Origin of the sequence: Devosia naphthalenivorans (genome assembly GCF_003056355.1) — a bacterium.
GTDB classification, from domain to species: domain Bacteria; phylum Pseudomonadota; class Alphaproteobacteria; order Rhizobiales; family Devosiaceae; genus Devosia; species Devosia naphthalenivorans.
Map to the genome: position 1 here is coordinate 1 of NZ_PYVW01000004.1, position 19,040 is coordinate 19,040.

Annotated in this window: 20 protein-coding genes and 1 other RNA gene; 10 read left to right on the forward strand and 11 right to left on the reverse strand. The window is 62.6% G+C overall.

Features of this window, described 5'->3' with window-relative positions:
- Positions 1-515 precede the first annotated feature (515 nt).
- The 3 genes from C8264_RS07295 to C8264_RS07305 form a co-directional block, all read right to left on the reverse strand.
- Complete coding sequence (locus C8264_RS07295) at positions 516-1,895, reverse strand: FAD-containing oxidoreductase (protein WP_108460328.1); 1,380 nt, start codon at positions 1,893-1,895, stop codon at positions 516-518.
- Between the two features lie 68 nt (positions 1,896-1,963).
- Positions 1,964-3,379 carry a Si-specific NAD(P)(+) transhydrogenase gene (sthA, locus tag C8264_RS07300; RefSeq protein WP_108460329.1) on the reverse strand — a complete coding sequence of 472 codons (1,416 nt, stop codon included), beginning with the start codon at positions 3,377-3,379 and terminating at the stop codon, positions 1,964-1,966.
- Positions 3,380-3,478: 99 nt separating this feature from the next.
- Positions 3,479-4,339: an LOG family protein gene (locus tag C8264_RS07305; RefSeq protein WP_108460330.1), complete on the reverse strand. Its 861-nt coding sequence runs from the start codon at positions 4,337-4,339 to the stop codon at positions 3,479-3,481.
- Positions 4,340-4,516: 177 nt separating this feature from the next.
- Here C8264_RS07305 and ffs point away from each other — a divergent pair.
- From ffs to recR, 4 genes are all read left to right on the forward strand, one after another.
- An RNA gene (gene ffs / locus C8264_RS07310) (signal recognition particle sRNA small type) lies at positions 4,517-4,614 on the forward strand.
- A gap of 62 nt (positions 4,615-4,676) precedes the next feature.
- Positions 4,677-6,410 carry a DNA polymerase III subunit gamma/tau gene (locus C8264_RS07315; protein ID WP_108460331.1) on the forward strand — a complete coding sequence of 578 codons (1,734 nt, stop codon included), beginning with the start codon at positions 4,677-4,679 and terminating at the stop codon, positions 6,408-6,410.
- Entirely contained in the window at positions 6,407-6,730 is a 324-nt protein-coding gene (locus C8264_RS07320; RefSeq protein WP_108460332.1) for a YbaB/EbfC family nucleoid-associated protein, read from the forward strand. Before C8264_RS07315 ends, C8264_RS07320 begins: the two co-directional genes overlap by 4 nt.
- A 6-nt stretch (positions 6,731-6,736) precedes the next feature.
- Positions 6,737-7,333, forward strand: a complete 597-nt coding sequence (recR, locus tag C8264_RS07325; protein ID WP_108460333.1) for a recombination mediator RecR — start codon at positions 6,737-6,739, stop codon at positions 7,331-7,333.
- A gap of 153 nt (positions 7,334-7,486) precedes the next feature.
- On the opposite strand, the gene C8264_RS07330 is transcribed toward recR, so the two are convergent.
- The 3 genes from C8264_RS07330 to C8264_RS07340 form a co-directional block, all read right to left on the reverse strand.
- Positions 7,487-7,996 carry a hypothetical protein gene (locus C8264_RS07330; RefSeq protein WP_108460334.1) on the reverse strand — a complete coding sequence of 170 codons (510 nt, stop codon included), beginning with the start codon at positions 7,994-7,996 and terminating at the stop codon, positions 7,487-7,489.
- A gap of 94 nt (positions 7,997-8,090) precedes the next feature.
- Positions 8,091-9,506: a DNA recombination protein RmuC gene (locus tag C8264_RS07335; protein WP_108460335.1), complete on the reverse strand. Its 1,416-nt coding sequence runs from the start codon at positions 9,504-9,506 to the stop codon at positions 8,091-8,093.
- Between the two features lie 39 nt (positions 9,507-9,545).
- Positions 9,546-9,926, reverse strand: a complete 381-nt coding sequence (locus tag C8264_RS07340) for a GFA family protein (protein ID WP_108460336.1) — start codon at positions 9,924-9,926, stop codon at positions 9,546-9,548.
- A gap of 121 nt (positions 9,927-10,047) precedes the next feature.
- Between C8264_RS07340 and def the strand changes: the two genes are divergently transcribed.
- From def to truA, 3 genes are all read left to right on the forward strand, one after another.
- Complete coding sequence (gene def, locus C8264_RS07345; protein WP_108460337.1) at positions 10,048-10,563, forward strand: peptide deformylase; 516 nt, start codon at positions 10,048-10,050, stop codon at positions 10,561-10,563.
- A gap of 115 nt (positions 10,564-10,678) precedes the next feature.
- The gene (fmt, locus tag C8264_RS07350) at positions 10,679-11,599 is read left to right on the forward strand and encodes a methionyl-tRNA formyltransferase (RefSeq protein WP_108460338.1); all 921 of its coding nucleotides are present in this window, start codon (positions 10,679-10,681) and stop codon (positions 11,597-11,599) included.
- Positions 11,600-12,337, forward strand: coding sequence for a tRNA pseudouridine(38-40) synthase TruA (gene truA, locus C8264_RS07355; RefSeq protein ID WP_108460339.1), 738 nt, complete (start codon positions 11,600-11,602; stop codon positions 12,335-12,337).
- Here the strand turns inward: truA and C8264_RS07360 are convergent.
- Genes C8264_RS07360 through dapD form a run of 4 tightly spaced genes read right to left on the reverse strand, consistent with a single transcriptional unit; the run spans position 12,334 to position 15,450 of the window.
- The gene (locus C8264_RS07360; RefSeq protein WP_108460340.1) at positions 12,334-12,900 is read right to left on the reverse strand and encodes a hypothetical protein; all 567 of its coding nucleotides are present in this window, start codon (positions 12,898-12,900) and stop codon (positions 12,334-12,336) included. The genes truA and C8264_RS07360 overlap by 4 nt on opposite strands.
- Positions 12,901-12,916: 16 nt before the next feature.
- Positions 12,917-13,459, reverse strand: a complete 543-nt coding sequence (locus tag C8264_RS07365) for a hypothetical protein (RefSeq protein WP_108460341.1) — start codon at positions 13,457-13,459, stop codon at positions 12,917-12,919.
- Positions 13,456-14,604 carry a succinyl-diaminopimelate desuccinylase gene (gene dapE, locus C8264_RS07370; protein ID WP_108460342.1) on the reverse strand — a complete coding sequence of 383 codons (1,149 nt, stop codon included), beginning with the start codon at positions 14,602-14,604 and terminating at the stop codon, positions 13,456-13,458. Before dapE ends, C8264_RS07365 begins: the two co-directional genes overlap by 4 nt.
- A gap of 3 nt (positions 14,605-14,607) precedes the next feature.
- Positions 14,608-15,450 carry a 2,3,4,5-tetrahydropyridine-2,6-dicarboxylate N-succinyltransferase gene (dapD, locus tag C8264_RS07375; RefSeq protein WP_108460603.1) on the reverse strand — a complete coding sequence of 281 codons (843 nt, stop codon included), beginning with the start codon at positions 15,448-15,450 and terminating at the stop codon, positions 14,608-14,610.
- A 168-nt stretch (positions 15,451-15,618) separates the two neighbouring features.
- Between dapD and C8264_RS07380 the strand changes: the two genes are divergently transcribed.
- Positions 15,619-15,855 carry a hypothetical protein gene (locus tag C8264_RS07380; RefSeq protein ID WP_205245638.1) on the forward strand — a complete coding sequence of 79 codons (237 nt, stop codon included), beginning with the start codon at positions 15,619-15,621 and terminating at the stop codon, positions 15,853-15,855.
- A gap of 17 nt (positions 15,856-15,872) precedes the next feature.
- Here C8264_RS07380 and C8264_RS07385 read toward each other — a convergent pair whose 3' ends face one another.
- A complete protein-coding gene (locus C8264_RS07385) occupies positions 15,873-16,703 on the reverse strand; it encodes a prephenate dehydratase (protein ID WP_108460344.1) in 831 nt (276 codons plus the stop codon).
- 258 nt (positions 16,704-16,961) lie between these two features.
- On the opposite strand from C8264_RS07385, the gene C8264_RS22355 reads away from it, so the two are divergent.
- Complete coding sequence (locus C8264_RS22355) at positions 16,962-17,867, forward strand: c-type cytochrome (protein ID WP_205245639.1); 906 nt, start codon at positions 16,962-16,964, stop codon at positions 17,865-17,867.
- 78 nt (positions 17,868-17,945) lie between these two features.
- On the forward strand, positions 17,946-18,884 hold the full coding sequence (locus C8264_RS07395; protein WP_108460345.1) for a 2-hydroxyacid dehydrogenase: 939 nt from the start codon (positions 17,946-17,948) through the stop codon (positions 18,882-18,884).
- The last annotated feature ends 156 nt before the right edge of the window (positions 18,885-19,040 follow it).

Below are 19,040 nucleotides of genomic sequence, written 5' to 3' on the forward strand. Positions count from 1 at the left end.
GTCATTCCCGCGAAAGCGGGGCCCCCCGTTGGAGATGGTTGCGTTCAAAACAGGGGTTCCCGCTTTCGCGGGAATGACCCGGTGGTATTGCATCCACAGTGGTTGTTTGCGTCCATCAACCCAGTAGACCTCGCGGTGAGTTCGTCGAACCGTGAGGTCGTGGCACCAGAGCCTCCACTCGCTCGACCTCGGCCAGCGGTAGTGTTTGCTTTATGTGCTTTTCCACCGGGTCATTCCCGCGAAAGCGGGAACCTCCGTTGGCGATGGTTGCGAGGGAAACAGAGGTTCCCGCTTTCGCGGGAATGACGTTGTGGTTGTTGCATCCACACTGTGGTTGTTTGCGTCCATCAACCCAGTAGACCTCGCGGTGAGTTCGTCGAACCGTGAGGTCGTGGCAGCAGCCCCTCCACTCGCTCGACCTCGTGGTTCGACAGGCTCACCATGAGGTCTTGGGGGCCTCGCATCAGGCCAATAACGGCAGCGTAGCGCTCTGGCGTAGTAGAGCCGGTCTCAGCTTAATCGAGGGGCTTGAGGCCCGCGAACAAGGTTGGGAGCAGTTCCGTCACCGTCGGATGGATGTGGACTGTTTCCATCATGGTCGTATAGGGCGTGCCTGCTGCCATCAGTTGCAGCAGGGAGTGGACCACCTCGTCGCCGCCAATGCCCAGGATTGCGGCGCCCAGAATACGCCTGGTGTCGGCATCGACGAGGACTTTCATCAGGCCCTGGGTTTCGCCGCGTTCGCGGGCGCGGGCCACCTTGCTCATGGGCATGGTGGCCATCATCGCCTTGCGGCCGGATTTGCGCACTTCCGTTTCGCTCATGCCGATGCGTCCCAGGGGCGGATCGATGAACAGGCCGTAGACCGGCACGCGGCCGGCGATCGAGCGCTTGCCGCCATCGATCACATTGTCGGCGACGATCTCGAAATCATTGTACGAGGTGTGGGTGAAGGCGCCGCGTCCGTTGACATCACCCATGACCCAGACGCCATCCACCTTGGTGCGCAGGTGATCGTCGACGGGGATGTAGCCCCTGTCATCAACTTGAAGACCGGCGGCCCGGAGGTTGAGATCGGCGGTGTTGGGCGTGCGACCAACCGCCAGCAGAAGGTGGCTGCCTTCGACCGACGCACGGCGCTCGCCGGATTTGAGGGACAGCAGGACGCCAGTACCGGCCCTAGCGACCGCTTCGACTTTTGTGTCGAACAGGAACGTTACGCCCTCACCTTCCAGGATCGAGCGGATTGCATCGGAAATATCCTCGTCTTCCCGGCTGGCGGGACGTGATCCGTGCGCGATCACGGTGACCTTGGAGCCGAAGCGGGCGTACATCTGTGCAAATTCCAGCGCGATATAGCTGGCGCCCACGATGATCAGATGACCCGGAAGGACATCGAGATCCATCATCGAGCTATTGGTCAGGTAGGGGACATCGTTGAGGCCGGGCCAAGGCGGAATAATGGGACTGGCCCCGGTGTTGATGAAGATCTGCGGCGCCGTGAGGGTACGCTTGCCCACCCGGATCTCGGTCGGGGAATGGAAGGCGCCCTGCCCCTTGATGAACTCAAGCGTCTTTAGGCCATCGATCCAGTCCGTCAGGCTCTGGACTGACGCGCCCACAACCTTATCCTTGCGGGCTTTCACGGCCTTCATGTCGACGCTGACGGGGCCGGCGAGCTTGACGCCATAGTCGGCCGCGTGCCGGGCTGTCCATGCTGCACGGGCGCTGGCCACCAGCGTTTTGGTGGGCGTGCAGCCATCGTTGACGCAGGTGCCGCCCAGATGCTCGCGCTCGATCAGCGCGACCTTCTTGTTCTTTTCGGCAAGGCGCGCTGCGAGAAACGGGCCGGATTGCCCGGCACCGATGATGATGGCGTCGAAATGTTCAGACATGGGCGGTCCCCGAAATCGATGGGCAGTTTATGGAGCGCCCGCTTGGGGTGCCAGCGGGGTTGGCTAGGCTATTCGATCTGGGCGATGGGCGTAGTGTGCGGCATGCGGTTCCAGGCGTCCAGCGCCGCGATCTTGTAGGCTTCGGCCAGCGTTGGATAATTGAACGCGTTCTCGACGAAATAGTCGAGCGTGCCGCCAAGGTTCAGTACGGCCTGGCCGATATGGATGAGCTCGGTTGCTCCTTCGCCCACGATGTGCACGCCCAGCAATTTGCGGGTTTCGAGCGAGAAGATCATCTTCATCATGCCCGACTCCAGGCCCATGATGTGGCCGCGAGAGGTTTCCCGGAAACGGGCGATGCCGTTTTCGTATGGGATGCCCTGGGCGCGCACTTCCTGTTCGGTGAGGCCGACGGTGGAGATCTCGGGCACGGCATAGATGCCATAGGGGAAGAATTCGGGCGCAGGCGGCATGGGTGCACCGCAGGCGTGGAGCGCGGCGATGCGGCCCTGCTCCATCGAGGTCGAGGCAAGCGAGGGGAAGCCGATCACATCGCCCGCCGCATAGATGTTGCGCACATTGGTCTGGAAGGTGACCGGATCGACCTTGAGCCGGCCGCGGTCATTGGGAACGATGCCGCAGCTTTCCAGCCCCAGGCCTGCCGTAGCGCCCGATCTGCCAGCGGCGTAAAGCAGCATGTCGGTGCGGATGCGGCGGCCGTCGGCCAGGGTCGACACGGCCCAGCCCTGATCGTCCAGTTCGACCTTTTCGACCTTGGCGCCGAAGCGGATGGTCATGCCGCGCTGGCGCAGTTCGTGGGTGAATTCCTCGACGATTTCACGGTCGATGAAATCCAGGATGGTTTCCTTGGGTTCGATAATGGTGACGGGCACGTCGAGCGCCGAGAAAATGGTAGCATATTCGATGCCGATGACGCCGGCCCCAACCACCGTAAGACTGCGCGGCACGCGTGGCTCCGTGACGAGGCTATCGCTGTCGACCACGGAGTGATCGTTGAAAGGTATGTGCGAGGGGCGATGGGGCGCAGTGCCGACGGCGATGACGGCATGGCTGAATCCGAAAATGGTTTCATCGCCATCGGGGGCGGTAACGCAGACCCGGTTGGTGTCCAGAAATCGCGCCATGCCACCAAAGGTGCGGACGCCATTGCGGGCGAACTGGTGTTCGAGCACTTCGATTTCGTGGTTCAGCGTCATGCGCAGACGCGCGCCGAGGTCCTTGCCTTCGATGTCCTTCTTGACCCTGTAGGCAAGGCCGTAAAAGCCGCGCTCGCGCCAACCGGAAAGGTTCAGCACGGTTTCGCGCAGCGTCTTGGAAGGGATGGTGCCAGTATGAACCGAGACGCCGCCCAGGCGCAGCCGGTTTTCGATGACCATCACCGACTTGCCGAGCTTGGCGCCTTGCACTGCGGCGCGGCGGCCGGCCGGTCCGCTGCCGATAACCAGAAGATCGAAGGTTTCCAAGGCTGCAAGCTCCTATTTGTGCGCCGGTGCGCGAGGCGTTATGTGGCACCGCTCGAGCAGGAATACAAAGGCGCACTCGGCAGGACAGGCATGCGAGGATCAGACGGGGTTCACCACATCGCCTGTCATGGACAAATCATAGAATCGGCGAACGACGTCCCAGCCTTCCTCGGCCGAATCTACGATATTGAACAATTGGGGATCGGTGGGCGCAATGGTTCCGGCCTCTGCCAGTGCCTCGAAGTTGATGACCTTGCCCCAGAATTCGGCCCCGAACAGCAGAAGCGGAATTTTGGACATGCGTCCGGTCTGCACCAGGGTGAGCGTTTCGAAGAACTCGTCGAGCGTGCCGAAGCCGCCCGGGAAAACCGCAACAGCCTTGGCGCGCATCAGGAAGTGAATCTTGCGCGTCGCGAAATAGTGGAAGTTGAAGCTGAATTCGGGTGTGACATAGGCGTTGGGCGCCTGCTCGTGCGGCAGGACGATGTTGAGCCCGATCGAGGGCGCACCAACGTCGGCGGCGCCGCGGTTGCCGGCCTCCATGACGCCCGGACCACCGCCGGTGACGACGACGAACTCCTTGAAGTCGAGGGCGCGCGAGGTTTCCGAAGCCAGTTGCGCAAAGCGGCGCGCTTCGTCGTAATAGCGCGAAGCCGCTTCGAGATTGGCCTTCTGGGTGTCGTTCATGGCCGCCCAGGCCGGCTTGCCGGGTTCGGGAATGCGCGCACCACCGAACAGCACGACGGTGGAATTGATTCCCGCCTCGCGCATATGGAATTCGGGCTTCTGGTATTCGAGCTGAAAACGGATGCCGCGATTTTCTTCGGCAGTGAGGAAATCGTCGTCAGCAAAGGCCAGCCGGAACGCGGGCGACTCGGTCTGCGGGGTCGAGGGCGCGCGTTTGGTGGCTGCGACGTCCTGCTCGGAAGTGCGCAAGGGCGTCTGTCGGCGCTTGGCCATGGATGACTTCTCCTGGACAGGCGCCGCTAGGGACGCCTTATTTTTCGAATATTGTAACAGGGCATAGCCAGCATGGGAGATGCAGGCAAGGGCGACGGGCACGCCAACCTACACTGACCTTATCAACAGGGCAGTTGAGGCCTTGCCAAGGTCGCATTTTGTTCGCATATAACGCCTTGGGAGGTTGGCGCGGACGTGTTCCTCGCCAACCGGGTCAGGTCCGGAAGGAAGCAGCCCCAACGAGACCTTCACGGGTCGTTGCCAGCCTCCTACTTCAGCTTATGATGCTTCATGGCATTGGGCACACTCCCTGAGACGCAGCGAATGGAAGGGCTGGATGGCTGACGCTCCGACATCCCCCTATCTCGTTCTTGCCCGCAAGTACCGGCCGCGCGACTTCACGACGCTCGTGGGTCAGGACGCGATGGTGCAGACGCTGGGCAATGCCTTTGCGCAGAACCGTATCCACCACGCCTTTATCCTGACCGGCGTGCGCGGGGTGGGCAAGACCACGACAGCCCGCATCCTGGCGCGCGCGTTCAACTACGAGGATGCCTCCGGCCCGCACCCCACGCTCGATCTGAGCGTCGAAGGCGAGCATTGCCGCGCCATCATCGAAGGTCGCCATGTCGACGTCATCGAGATGGACGCCGCCTCCAATACCGGCATCAACGACATCCGCGAAATCATCGACTCGGTGAAGTACGCGCCGGCGTCTGCGCCCTACAAGGTCTATGTGATCGACGAGGTGCACATGCTCTCGACGGCGGCCTTCAACGGGCTGCTGAAGACGCTGGAAGAACCGCCGCCCTATGTGAAGTTCATCTTCGCGACGACGGAAATCCGCAAGGTTCCGGTGACGATCCTGAGCCGTTGCATGCGGTTCGACCTGCGCCGGATCACGCCCGAGATCATGTCGGCCTATCTCGAATCGATCCTGGGCCAGGAGGGCATCAGCTTCGAGCCCGAGGCGCTTGCCATGATCGTGCGGGCTGGCGAGGGATCGGCGCGCGACAATCTGAGCCTGCTCGACCAGGCCATTGCGCATGGCAACGGCACCGTGACCGCCGCAACGGTCAAGGCAATGCTCGGTCTGGGTGATCGGGCCCGCATCATCGATCTGTTCGAAGAGCTGATGGGCGGCCGGATTGGCGACGCCATCGAGACGATGCGGGCGCTCTACGACATGGGCGCCGATCCGCAGACGCTGATGGCCGATCTCGCCGATTTCACGCATCTGGTGACGCGCATCAAGGTCGTGCCGGCGGCAGCCGATGACGTTTCCCTCACGCCAGACGAACGTATGCGCGGTGCGGAGCTTGCCGGCAAGCTGCCGATGCGGGCGCTGACGCGGGCATGGCAAATCCTGTTCAAGGGGCATGAAGAGGTGGCGCGGGCCAACAATGCCCTGCAGGCCGCCGAGATGGCATTGATCCGGCTGGCTTATGCGGCCGATCTCCCCAGCCCCGATGACCTGATCGCAAAACTCGCCAACCAGCCCGCTCCCGGCCCTGCGCTGCAGCCGATGAATTCTGCGCCGCGTGGCGTGCCCAGTGGCTCTTCGGCGATGCGCAAGGAATTGCCGCAGCCGATCGCGACCGAAGCGATTGCCCAGCAACCGGCAGTTGCCCAGGCCGCGCCGGCCATGGCGACCGTTTCGAGCTACAAGGAACTGATTGCGCTGGCGACTGCCAAGCGGGACGTTCTGGTGCGGCTGGCGCTGGAAGGGCAGATGCGGCCGGTTTCGTTCGAGCAGGGCCGGATCGAGGTGGCACTGCAGGAGGGCACTGACCCCGGCATTATCGCGACGCTTTCGGCGCGATTGCAGGCCTGGACCGGCGAACGCTGGCTGGTCAATGTGTCAAGCAAGCCGCCGGAAGGGCTGACGCTGCGCCAGGAGCAGGAAAAGCGCAAGGAAGCGGATCATGCTGCAGCGCATGAAGACCCGCTCGTCAAAGCCATTCTGGAAACATTTCCCGGCGCCAAGGTTGTGAACGTGACGGTGCGCGACGACGCCACCGCCGCAACCAGCGAAGTGCCCCCGCCCCCTGTTGAAGAGGATGACGAATGAAAGACATCATGGGAATGATGAAGGCCGCCAGCGAGATGAAAGGCAAGATGGAGGCCATGCAGGCCGAGCTTGCCGAACTCGTGGTGGAAGGCCGCTCCGGCGGCGGCATGGTCACCGTTTCGCTTTCGGGCAAGGGTGACCTCAAGGGCGTCAAGATCGATCCGAGCCTGTTCAGGGAAGACGATGTCGACGTGCTCGAGGATTTGATCATTGCCGCCCATGGCGATGCCAAGGCCAAGAGCGAAGCCGAGATGCAGCGCCGCATGAGCGAAATGACGGCGGGCTTGCCGATCCCTCCAGGCATGAAGTTCCCGTTCTAATTATCCATGGCATCTGGTGGTCCTGAAATTGAACAGCTGATCCAGCTGCTGGCGCGGCTGCCGGGGCTTGGGCCCCGTTCGGCCCGGCGGGCGGTATTGCAGCTGGTCAAGAAAAAGGAACAGCTGATGATCCCGCTGTCGGCGGCGCTTGACCGCGCCGTTGCGGCGGTGCGGACCTGCGAAGTCTGCGGCAATATCGATACCATGAGCCCCTGCTCCATCTGCGCCGATCCGCGCCGCAACGAGAGCGGCATGCTGATCGTGGTGGAGGATGTGGCGGACCTTTGGGCGCTGGAGCGGGCCGGGGTTGGCGCCGTCAAATACCATGTGCTGGGCGGCGTGCTGTCGCCGCTTGATGGCGTCGGGCCGGACGATATTTCGGTGGATGCGCTGTTGGGCCGGGTGCACGAATTCAGTGAAATCGTGCTGGCCGTCAATGCCACGGTCGAGGGGCAGACCACTGCCCATTATATCACGGACCGGCTAGGCGATGCCGCTCCCAAGGTTACGCGGCTGGCGCATGGCGTTCCGGTCGGCGGAGAACTCGACTATCTGGATGAGGGCACGCTCAGCCAGGCTTTACGCGCCCGCACCCAAATTTAACGCTTCGCGTCTCCTGCCAGCTCCATCCACGGTGTCATTCCCGACAGCGGAAACCCCTGTTTTGAAACGGACGTTCCCGCTTTCGCGGGAATGACCCGGTGATAGCTGCGACGCCGGTTAGTGCCGGAAATGAACACTCCCCAGATCTAGGGGTTAGTGAACGCCCTTTTCCGGATCGAAATCGTCGCCGTCGTCCCATTCCGCCTTATCGAGCGGTTCGAGGTCGTCTTCATCGGCCTCTTCATCTTCGGCTTCGTCGACGTCCTCGCCGGCAATGGCGCTGATGGCGTCCACGTCGTCGGGGGCCAGGGTGTCGAGCCGGTCGGAATTGTCCATGTCCAGCGTGGGTTCGCGCAGCATGTAGTCCTCGCCCATATCGCTTGAATTGGCGATGGTGGCGCTGAGCTCATCAATGGCGCGATCCAGCTCGTCCATCATGGCGGCGGGGTCCTGGTCGCCCCAGTCGCCGCTTTCCCGCATGGCCATCTCATCGCGGATTTCCCGCAGTCGGGCCAGGCGTTCACTGGCCGAGCGGTCGGTGCCGAAAAGCAGATCGTCTACTTCGTCCTGCGTATAGGGGCGGGCCAGACCTGGCTGATCGACCGCATCGTAACTCGTATCCTGTGGCACGATGGAGCCGTGCTGATTTTGATGCTGGGCCATTGTCGTCTCCGATGATTGTTGCTGAGCGGGCTAACGCAGCGGAGGCAGACGAGTTCGCCCAGGGGGACAATCGTGATCGGGCGCGACTAGTGCATCAGGAAAGATCGCCCGGCTCCTCGCCCACGAGACGAAGGACGGGTGGTTCGTCCGCGCCATTGTCCCAGCCCGAGGGGAGTTGCTTGGTGGACTTGGCGCCGAGTTCGCGCAGCATTTCCACCTGTCGCACGACGCTGCCCTTGCCCGTCGCCAATTGGCCGCGCGCTTCGTTGAAGCTCTGTTGCGCCTTGTCGAGATGGCCGCCCGTCTTGTCCATGCTTCCAAGGAAGCCGACCACCTTGTCGTAAAGCGCGCCGGCACGCGCGGCGATTTCCTCGGCATTCTGGTGGCGCTTTTCGATATCCCAGACATTGCGCACGGTGCGCAGCACGGTCATCAAGGTAGTGGGCGTGGTCAGCATGACGCCCCGACCCATGGCGAATTCCACCAGCGCCGAATCGGCCTGGATCGCCGTTGCCAATGCGGATTCGATGGGCACGAACATCATGACATAATCGAACTTGCTGCCGCTGTGCCGCTGATAGCTCTTCTCGCTGAGGGTGCGGACGTGGCCACGCACCGAGGCCAGATGGGCGGCGAGGTGCTGCTCGCGCGTGTCGTCCTCGCAAGAGGTATAGGCCTCGAATGCGGTGAGCGAGACTTTGGAGTCGATAACCAACCGGTCATCGTTGGGCATCAGGACCTCAACGTCCGTGCGCACGCGCGAACCGTCTTCGGTGGTGTGACTCTTCTGCGTGATGAACTGCTCGCCCTCACGCAGACCCGAGCGCTCGAGAATGGTGGAGAGGATCATCTCGCCCCAGGCGCCCTGTGCCTGTGAATTGCCCTTGAGGGCACGAGTGAGATTGTTGGTTTCGGCGGTGATCTGCAAATTGCTGGCCGCCAATGCGCGAATCTGCTCAGCCATTGTGGCGCGATCCCGGAGCAATTCACCCTGGAATTCACCGATCTTTTCGTTGAGCGGCTTGAGCAACGTATCGACCTGCTCGCGGTTTTGCCGTGAGAAGGTTTCGCTGTGGCTCTTCAGGACATCGCCGGCGATGGATTTGAACTCATCGCTCATCTGCTGGCGCGCTTCGAGGAACCGCTGCAGATTGGCTTCCGATTGCTTGGCCTGTTCCGCCATGCGCGCCCGCAGCGCCGATACTTCGACGAGCAGCTGTCCGGATTTGTCGCGCTCGGCGTCCAGCAGATCAGCACCCCGCTCGCGCTCCAGCATGACCTGGTGATCAAGCTCGTTGATGCGGACGTCACGCTCGGCGATCTGCGCCAGAAAACTGCTTTTGAGCTGCTCGGCGGCTTGTTCTGCCAAGACTTCTACGCGCCTTGTGCTCGCGCGCATGGCACTGACCAGCAAGGTGAACATGATCGCGAGAGCGACCACTACAGCAGCAATCAGAGCCACCGAATAGGTGACCGGAAAAGTGCCCAGCGTGAAAAGTGCAGTATCCATCGCGCCAGCTTAGCGCGATTCGAGTGTTCGCGAAATGTTCTACAAATCGGTGTCTTCGCGGAACTGCCCGGCGCCCACAACGGCCACCAGCCATGGCTCGCGCCGCTTGATCCAGCCTTCGCGCAATGGAACGAGCGCAACAGGGGCTTCATCGAGCGAGCCGAGAGCAATTTCCACGTGATCGTCGCTGAGGTGAAACAGCGTGCCGCCGCAGACCGGACAGAAGCTGCGCCCGTCATAGGTCTTGTAGTCGCCCGAGACGGTGAAGCTATCGGTGCTCCAATCTGCATAGTAGAGGAAGGCCGAGCCGGTTTCGCGGCGGCACTCGGTGCAGTGGCAGACGCCGGACTTATAGGGTTCGCCGCCCAGTTGGTAGCGGACAGCGCCGCAACGGCAGCCGCCTTCGTAGGAACTGGCCATATTGCTCTCCTCTCGCTCCGCGAAACGGGTGCAATGGGTCCAAGTTCCACCAGCGGAGTTGACCCAGCGCGCGGAAATACCATATCGAGAGGCAAATCCCTTTTCCGCCGGACCCCAAGCCATGGCTGTACGCCCAATCCTTGTTATTCCCGATGCGCGCCTGCGCGCCGTTGCCGATCCGATCATCGAGGTCGATGACGAGATCAAGACGCTGGCCAAGGACATGCTGGACACCATGTATGATGCGCCCGGCATTGGTCTCGCCGCGACCCAGCTTGGGGTGATGAAGCGCATCGTGGTGATGGATCTAGCGCCCGAAGGGGAAACGCCGGACCCGATGGTGCTGATCAACCCCGAGATTACCCATTTCGGCGAGCAGATGCAGGTGACCGAGGAAGGGTGCCTGTCCATCCCCGAGCTCTACTACGAGGTCGAGCGGCCAAACGAGGTGACGGTGACCTATACCGATCTCGACGGCAAGCAGGTGACCAAGGAAGCCGAGGGCAAGCTTGCTGTGTGCATCCAGCATGAAATCGACCACCTCGATGGCGTGCTCTATATCGACTATCTCAGCCGCCTGAAGCGCGACCGGGTGATCAAGAAGTTCGACAAGGCTGCCAAGCGCGCGGCCGGCTAGTGCTGCGATCTCGTGGTTCGACAGGCTCCATGAGCTTTACTGGTAATCCACCGAACAATTCATAGACCTCATCCCGAGCCTGTCGAAGGGCGAGGTCGTGCCCAGGAGTTTGCCGATGCGTATCATTTTCATGGGCACGCCGGCGTTTTCGGTGCCGACGCTGACCGAGATCGTGTCGTCGGGCCATGAGGTGGTGGCGGTTTATACGCGCGCGCCAAAGCCGGCCGGGCGCGGGCAGGAAGAGCGCAAATCGCCGGTGCATCTGGCAGCCGAAGGCTTTGGCATTCCGGTGTTTACGCCGCGCTCGCTCAAAGGCGAAGCCGAGCAGATCATCTTCGCCAGCCACAATGCCGAGCTTGCAGTGGTGGTGGCCTATGGCTTGCTGTTGCCCAAGCCCGTGCTCGATGCGCCTGAGTTGGGATGCCTGAACCTGCATGGATCGCTGTTGCCGCGCTGGCGCGGGGCGGCCCCGATCCAGCGGGCGGTGATGGCCGGCGACAAGCAGACCGGCGTCATGGTGATGCGCATGGAAGAAGGCCTCGATACAGGGCCGGTCGCCGTGGGCGAAGTTATCCCGATCGGGCCGGACATGACGGCGGGCGAATTGCACGATGTGATGATGCGCGTCGGCGCTGACCTGATGGGCCGGGCGCTGGCGGCGCTGGACCGGGGAAGTCTGGACTTCAAGCCCCAGGTCGAAGACGGCACCGTCTATGCCAGGAAGATCGAGAAGGCCGAGGCCCGGATCGACTGGTCGCGCCCAGCCGAGGACGTGCACAACCACATTCGCGGCCTGTCGCCATTTCCTGGGGCCTGGTTCGAGATCGAACTGGCTGGCAAGCCAGTGCGAGTGAAGGCGCTGCGCTCGACCCTCGCCGACGGAACGGGTGAGCCGGGCACGTTGCTGGCAGACCTGACTATTGCCTGTGGCACGGGCGCCGTGCGGCTGACGCAGGTGCAGCGCGAGGGCAAGAGCGCAATGGATGCGGCGACGTTTCTGCGCGGCGCCGGTGTGCTGCCGCAGTCCGTTAGCTAGATGCCTCGATACAAGCTAACGCTTGAATATGACGGAACACCCTTTTCCGGGTGGCAGCGGCAGAGTGAGCGGCCATCGGTGCAGCAGGCGCTGGAAGAAGCGATTCTCGGATTTTCCGGAGAGACTGTCACGACGCAGGCGGCGGGCCGCACCGATGCCGGGGTGCATGCGCTGGGACAGGTGGCCCATTTCGACCTTGCCAAGGCATGGGACCCGTTCCGGGTGCGCGAAGCGCTGAACTACCATCTGCGCCCTGCCCCGGTGGCAGTGATTGCGGCCGAGGCGGTGGATGATGCGTTCCAGGCGCGGTTTTCGGCCAAGGCACGGCATTACGAATACCGCATTCTCAATCGGCGGGCGCCGCCGGTGATCGAGCGCAACCATGTCTGGCATGTGCCGATGGAACTCGATGCCGAGGCGATGAACGAGGCTGCCGGGTCGATCCTGGGCCTGCATGACTTCACCACGTTTCGCTCCGCCGAGTGCCAGGCGAAATCGCCCTTGCGCACGCTGGACGTGTTCTCGGTTCGGCGAGAGAATGAACATATTCTGGTGACGGCGAGTGCAAGGAGCTTCCTGCATCATCAGGTTCGCTCGATGGTCGGCTCGCTCAAGCTGGTTGGCGAAGGCAAGTGGCAGCCGCAAAAGCTGCGCGCCGTGCTCGACGCCCGGGACCGCAGCCAATGTGGCGCGATGGCGCCGTCATCGGGGCTGTATTTCACCCACGTCGATTATTAGACGCCGGTGGCCGGCGGGCCGATGATGACGGCAACAATGGCCAGGGCCACGAAGACGCCGACGGCCTGCGAGACAAACAGGATGCCGATCTGGAGCGGGGTCAGCGTCACGATCAGGCGGCCGATATTGATGAAGGTGGCGATGGCCACGATCACCACGGCGACGAGAATGATCAGCCCCAGCGGCCCGAGCAGGGTCGAGAGCAGAAGCAGGACGGCCGAGACCAGGGTGACCCAGTTGGAGGCAACCAGGTAGGGCAGGAAGCCGTCTTGCCGGCCCATCTGGCGCAGGGCGATGAAGGCTGTGCCGGCCTGGGCAACAAACAGCACGGCGTTGACGATGATCGACTGGGTCGCGGCGCCACTGGGCAGGGGCACGCCGACCAGCACGGGTCCGAACCCAGCCAGCGCAATGCCCAGGATGACGGCAATCAGGCTGCCGATCAGGCCGCGCTGGGAGAAATCGAAGAACGAGGGCGCGTCGCGCTTGCCGGTGACGAGGGCAAGGCACCCCTGCACGGCAGCCATCAGCTCTTCGAAGAAAGTCGCGGTCGTCTTGGCCAAGGGATAGTCTCGAAGGTTAGATGGTGATGCCGGCGGAACTTGAAACGATGTAGAGCGCCAGACGCAAGGCGACAAGCAGAACAACGCTGAAAACGGCAAAGCAGAATGCCACACCCACATTCCAGCTGGTTGCGGCGCGGGCAAGGCAGAACAGCATGAATGCGATTCCCAGCCACGCCAGCATGACAATGGGCCCGCCGATCATGGCCAGGGCGCCTTCAACCAGCAGGAACGCAGTCAGCGCGTATGTGCCGGGGACCAGCAGTTCCAGCATGGGCTCCTGGCTCTTGAGCATCATGCGGGTGCCCAGAAGGGTCAGCACAAAGGTTATGACCGGCAATGCCAGAACGAACATTGCTGCCAACACTCCGGGAAGGCTGGGCAGGCCGATGCTCATGGAGGCAAAGATCACGGCGATAAAGGCCGCGAGGACGAATACCAGCAGCGCGGTGACGAACCCGGGCGCCGAGAGCGTGAAATAATCGCGCCAGCCCGGCTGTCCGCGCAGGATCAGCACCCAGCCGGCAAAAGCTCGCGTGATGGCGCTCCAGAGCTTCACGCGACACCGCCAAAGAAACGAAGCATGAAGCTGCGGTAGATTTCGGTGAGGTTCGCCAGATCGGCGATGGCGATGTGCTCGTCGGCCTTGTGCATGGACGGACCGACAAGGCCACACTCGACCACTGGTCCGTATTCCGCAATGAAGCGGGCATCGGATGTGCCGCCGCCGGTGGAGAATTGGGGGCGGTGGCCTGTCAGTGTTTCGATGGTGGCAGACAGTGTTTCCACGTCATCGCTGAGTGGTGACAGGAACGAGCGCGACGGAACGCCCGAGACCGTGAAGGCGATCTCGGCGCCCTTGGGATCGACGCTGGCAATACGCTCGCGGACCCAGGCGGCCAGAGTATCGGGGGTCCACAAATCGTTGTAGCGGATGTTGAAGCGGATGGTGCCCGCCGCAGGGATGACGTTGCCGGTAGCATTGCCGACGTCGATCGAGGTGACTTCCAGGTTCGATGCGGGGAAGTGCTCGGTGCCGGCGTCGATCGGCGTTTCAAGCGCCGTAACGATGCGGGCCAGAACCGGCAGGGGGTTGTTGGCCTTGTCGGGATAGGCCACGTGGCCCTGAGTACCCGTAACGGTGATCAGCCCGGAGAATGAGCCACGCCGGCCGATCTTGATACTGTCGCCGACGCGAGCCGTCGCGCTTGGCTCCCCGACAATGGCGAAATCGAAATGCTGCTGCTGGGCCTGCGCCCAGGTCATCAGCTTGTCGGTGCCATTGATCGAGTCGGCCTCTTCGTCATTGGTGATGGCGAGCATGACCGTGCCGCTGTCGGCGGGGACCGCAGAGGCGGCGGCAACGAAAGCGGCGATGCCCGATTTCATGTCGGCAGCGCCCCGGCCATAGAGCTTGCCGCCGGCCTCGCGGGCCACGAACGGGTCGGCAGTCCAGTTGGCCAGATCGCCCGGCGGCACGACGTCGGTATGGCCGGCAAAGAGCAGGCGCCGGCCGCCGCTGCCGCGAATGGCGAAGAGATTGCCGACGGGATAGGAGCCATCGCCCTCGAAGCGCAGCCGCGTGACGGTGAAGCCGATTTTCGTTAATTCGGCTTCGAGCAGGTCGAGCACGCCGGCCTCCTCGGGGGTGACCGAGGGGCAGGCGATCAGGCGCTTCAGCAGGTCGAGGGCGTCAACGCTCATGTGTCAGTCGCGCAGCAAGTCGTTGATGCCGGTCTTGGAGCGGGTCTGGGCGTCGACGGTCTTGACGATCACCGCGCAATAGAGATTGGGCCCGGGATTGCCGTTGGGCAGCGGCTTGCCGGGGAGCGACCCTGACACGACGACTGAATAGGGCGGCACCTTGCCGATGTGGATTTCGCCGGTGTTGCGGTCGACGATCTTGGTGGAGGCGCCGATGAATACGCCCATGGAGATGACGGAGCCCTCGCCCACGACGACGCCTTCAACCACTTCGGAGCGTGCGCCGATAAAGCAATTATCTTCGATGATGACGGGACCGGCCTGGAGCGGCTCAAGGACGCCGCCGATGCCGACGCCGCCCGAAATGTGGACGTTCTTGCCGATCTGGGCGCAAGAGCCGACGGTGACCCAGGTGTCGACCATGGTGCCTTCATCGACATAGGCGCCGACATTGACGAAGCTGGGCATAAGCACGACGTTGCGGCCGATAAAGGCGGGGCTGCGCACCACGGCGCCCGGAACGGCACGGAAGCCGGCTTCGCGGAAGCGGTTTTCGCCCCAGCCTTCGAACTTGGTGGGGACCTTGTCCCAATAGGAAGAGCCGCCCGGTGCGCCTTCGATCAGGCGATTGTCGTTGAGACGGAAGTTCAGCAGCACGGCCTTCTTCAGCCACTGGTTGACCTGCCAATGGCCATCGATCTTTTCGGCCACCCGCGCCTCGCCCTTGTCGAGCAGGGCCAGCGCCTGTTCCACGGCGTCGCGCACTTCCCCCTTGGTATCGAAGCGGATCTCGGCACGAGCCTCAAAGGCGTCATCGATGGTCTTGGCGAGATCGGCGTGGGACATGGCAAACAGTTCCGTGAACAAGAGGAGTGCGCGGACCATAGCGGGGAGAGGCGCGGTGTCAATTGGTTGGGGTCGCCAACAGCGATTGCGCTCCACCTAAGCCGCAACCTGCTAGGGAATCCTCATGAGAGGTGCTAGGGCAGCGCTTCCAATCAGGAGCGGGTGCCAATGGCGACGATGTATCTCGTGCAGGCTTTCAAGTTGAGCGGGAAAAAGCTGGTGGCCGAGCCGGTGCAGCAGGTCAAGACGCATGAAAAGGCGGTGCAAACAGCCGAGCGCATGGCGCCGAGCCGCGCCGGCGTGATCGCGTTTTCCCAAGAGGTCGACGTAGAAACCGATACCTATGACGAGCCCCGGGTGCTGCTTCGCATCGGGAGCTTGCCGCCGGGGCTGCTGGAGGGCTGAGGGGCCCTCCTTGCGCCTTACTTGTTCTCGGAGGCGGGATAAACGCCCAGGATGCGGAAGCGATCGGTGAAGAAGCCCAGCTCTTCAAAGGCGTGCTGCACGCCGATATCCTGCGGATGGCCCTCGATATCGGCGTAGAACTGGGTGGCGGTGAAAGCGCCGCCGACCATGTAGCTTTCGAGCTTGGTCATGTTGACGCCATTGGTGGCAAAGCCGCCCATGGCCTTGTAGAGCGCTGCCGGCACGTTGCGCACGCGGAAGACAAAGGTGGTCTTGACCTTGCCGGCGTCCTGAGGCGCTTCCTGCTGGGTTGCCGAGAGCACCAGAAAGCGGGTGGTGTTGTGGGCCGCGTCCTCGATATTGGACGCTAGAACCTCAAGACCATAGATTTCGGCGGCAAAGCGGGACGCGATGGCGGCCACCGATTTATCGGCCTTTTGAGAGACCTCGCGGGCGGAACCGGCGGTATCGACCGCATTGATGGTGCGGAAGCCCTGCTCGGAAATGAACTTGCGGCATTGTCCCAGGGCGACGGAAAGCGACTGAACGGCCTTGATGTCGTCCAGCGTTGCGCCCGGCACGCCGAGCAGGTTCATCTCGACGCGAAGATAGGTCTCCCCGATGATGAACAGGCCGCTTTCGGGCAGCAGGTGATGAATATCGGTGATGCGGCCATAGAGCGAATTCTCCACCGGAACGACGGCGTAGTCGGCCCTGCCCGACTGCACCGCATTGATGGTTTCTTCAAAGGTGACGCAGCCGATCGCCTCTTCTCCGGGAAAGACATTGTTGGCGGCGGCGTGGCTGAAGGCGCCCGGCTCGCCCTGAAAAGCGATCTTCTTGGTCATCGGCAAGTTCCGTTGATGGTCGGCCCCGGGCTTTTGAACCCGGGCGGGAACGGAGTCAATCAAGGGGCATTGGAACCGGGAAGAGACCGGCGGGGAGGAATTGTCGCAAGGCGGTTATCGATGGTTGCGCAGGCAGGGGGTTGCGACTATCTTCCGCCCGCAAGCGGCCCGGCTGTTGAGGCGATTTCCCGTTGGGATATCGAAAGTCGTGGCTGATACGACTAATGTCCACAGGGGATGGACTGGCAGAGAGACCAAATGGATTCGTTTGAGCTAAACAAGATCATGGGCGCCGTGCTTGGCACGCTGTTGTTCGTCATGGGCGCCGGCTTTGTCGCTGAAGCCATCTACCACCCCATCGAGAACCGTGGGCCGGGCTATGCCTTGCCGGAGCCCGAAGTTGCAGAGGCCGGTGCTCCTGCCGATGCGGCGCCGGAAATTCCGCTTGGCGTGCTGCTGGCCAGCGCAAGCGCCGAACGCGGCGCCAATGCGGTCAAGAAGTGCCAGTCCTGCCACACCTTCGGTGAGGGCGAGCCCGACAAGCAGGGTCCGCATCTTTTTGACGTGGTGATGCGTCCGGAAGGCAGCGTTCCAGGTTTTGCCTATTCCGACGCTCTGCTGGCGCACAATGCAGCCGGCGACATCTGGACCTATGAAAACCTCAATGCCTTCCTGACCAAGCCGAGCGATTATGCTCCCGGCACCAAGATGAACTTTGCCGGCGTGCGCACGCCTGAAGAGCGCGCCGACATCCTGGCCTACCTGCAGACCCTGTCGGCCGATCCAAAGCCATTCCCGGCAGCCGAGGAAGCTCCAGCGGCTGAACCTGCGGCCGAAGAAGCAGCGCCAGAAGCACCAGCCGAGGATACTGGAGCCGCAGAGACCGTATCGGAAGAGCCGGCCGAGGATATTGCAGCCCCTGATGAAGTGGTAGCACCAGCCGAAGAACCCGCCGCAGAGCCAGCAGCGCCGGCAGTCGTGACCGATTCGCCGGTTACTACGCAGCAGGAAACCCAGGTGGAGGGCACGCCCACCACCAGCGGTCAGGGCGGCTCGCCCGCGCCGCAGGACCAGGTGGATGCGCCTCCGCCGGCAGCACCTGCCGCTGCCCCCTCGACCAGCACGCCGGCCCCTGCGACCCCGGCGCCCGCGCCGACGCCATAAGGGTCTTGGCAACGTCTTATCCAATTCAAGCCGCGCTCCCAAGGGGCGCGGCTTTTTCAATGGGGAACTTTACCGCTCATGTTGTTGCTGCACCTTTCCGATGTTGACGAAGCAGGCTGGGCCAAGCGCTTCAGCGAAGCGCTGGCGCCCTATCCGGTCGTGCGGCGCGGCGATGATTTCGATCCGGCAGAGGTGCGTTACATCTTTGTGTGGAAGCCCAAGCCGGATGCGTTCGAAGGTCTGACCGGACTTGAGGCGATATTGTCGCTCGGTGCGGGCGTCGATGCCCTGCTCAAGCATCCTAACCTGCCAGAGCGGCCAATCGTGCGCTTCGTGGATGAGGATCTGAGCCAGCGCATGAGCGATTATGTGGTTGCCCATGTCACCATGCACCATCGCGGCTATACAAAGTTCCGCGCAGACCAGCACGCCAGGCGCTGGGACCAGTATTACCCGCCCGCCGCCTCTGAAACGAGCGTGGGCATCATGGGCATGGGGGTTTTGGGCCAGGATGCAGCAGCGCGACTCAAGCCATTGGGGTTCGCGTTGCGCAGCTGGAGCCGCACGCCCAAGATCATCGAGGGTGTCGAGGGATTTGCTGGAACCGAACAGTTCGACGAATTTCTCGCGGGAACCGACATCCTGGTGAATTTGCTGCCGCTGACGCCGGAAACGACCGGTATTCTAAACACCGATACCTTCGGCAAGCTGCGGCGTGGCAAACTGCTGGGCGGCCCGGCAATCGTCAATGCGGCACGCGGCGGGCACCAGCGCGAGGCCGATATCGTCAAGGCGCTGCAAGACGGCACGCTGGGAGCAGCGAGCCTCGACGTGTTCGAGGTGGAACCCCTGCCCCAGGACAGCCCGCTATGGGACGTCCCCAATTGCTACATCACCCCGCATGTGGCCGCGATTTCCAATGAAGCCTCGGGCGTGCGGTATTTTTCGAGCATCATTGGGGACCACCGGGAGGGAAAGCCCCTGATCAATGTGGTGGATCGCAGCCGCGGGTATTGAGGTGCTTTCCCTTCTCCCCTGAGGGGAGAAGGTGGCCCGCAGGGCCGGATAAGGGGTTCAGACTCAGAGCTTGAGCCGATGGCCTTCACCCCTCACCCCAACCCTCTCCCCTGAGGGGCGAGGGGCGAAAGAGCCGGCAATATCGCTCCTTAGTAC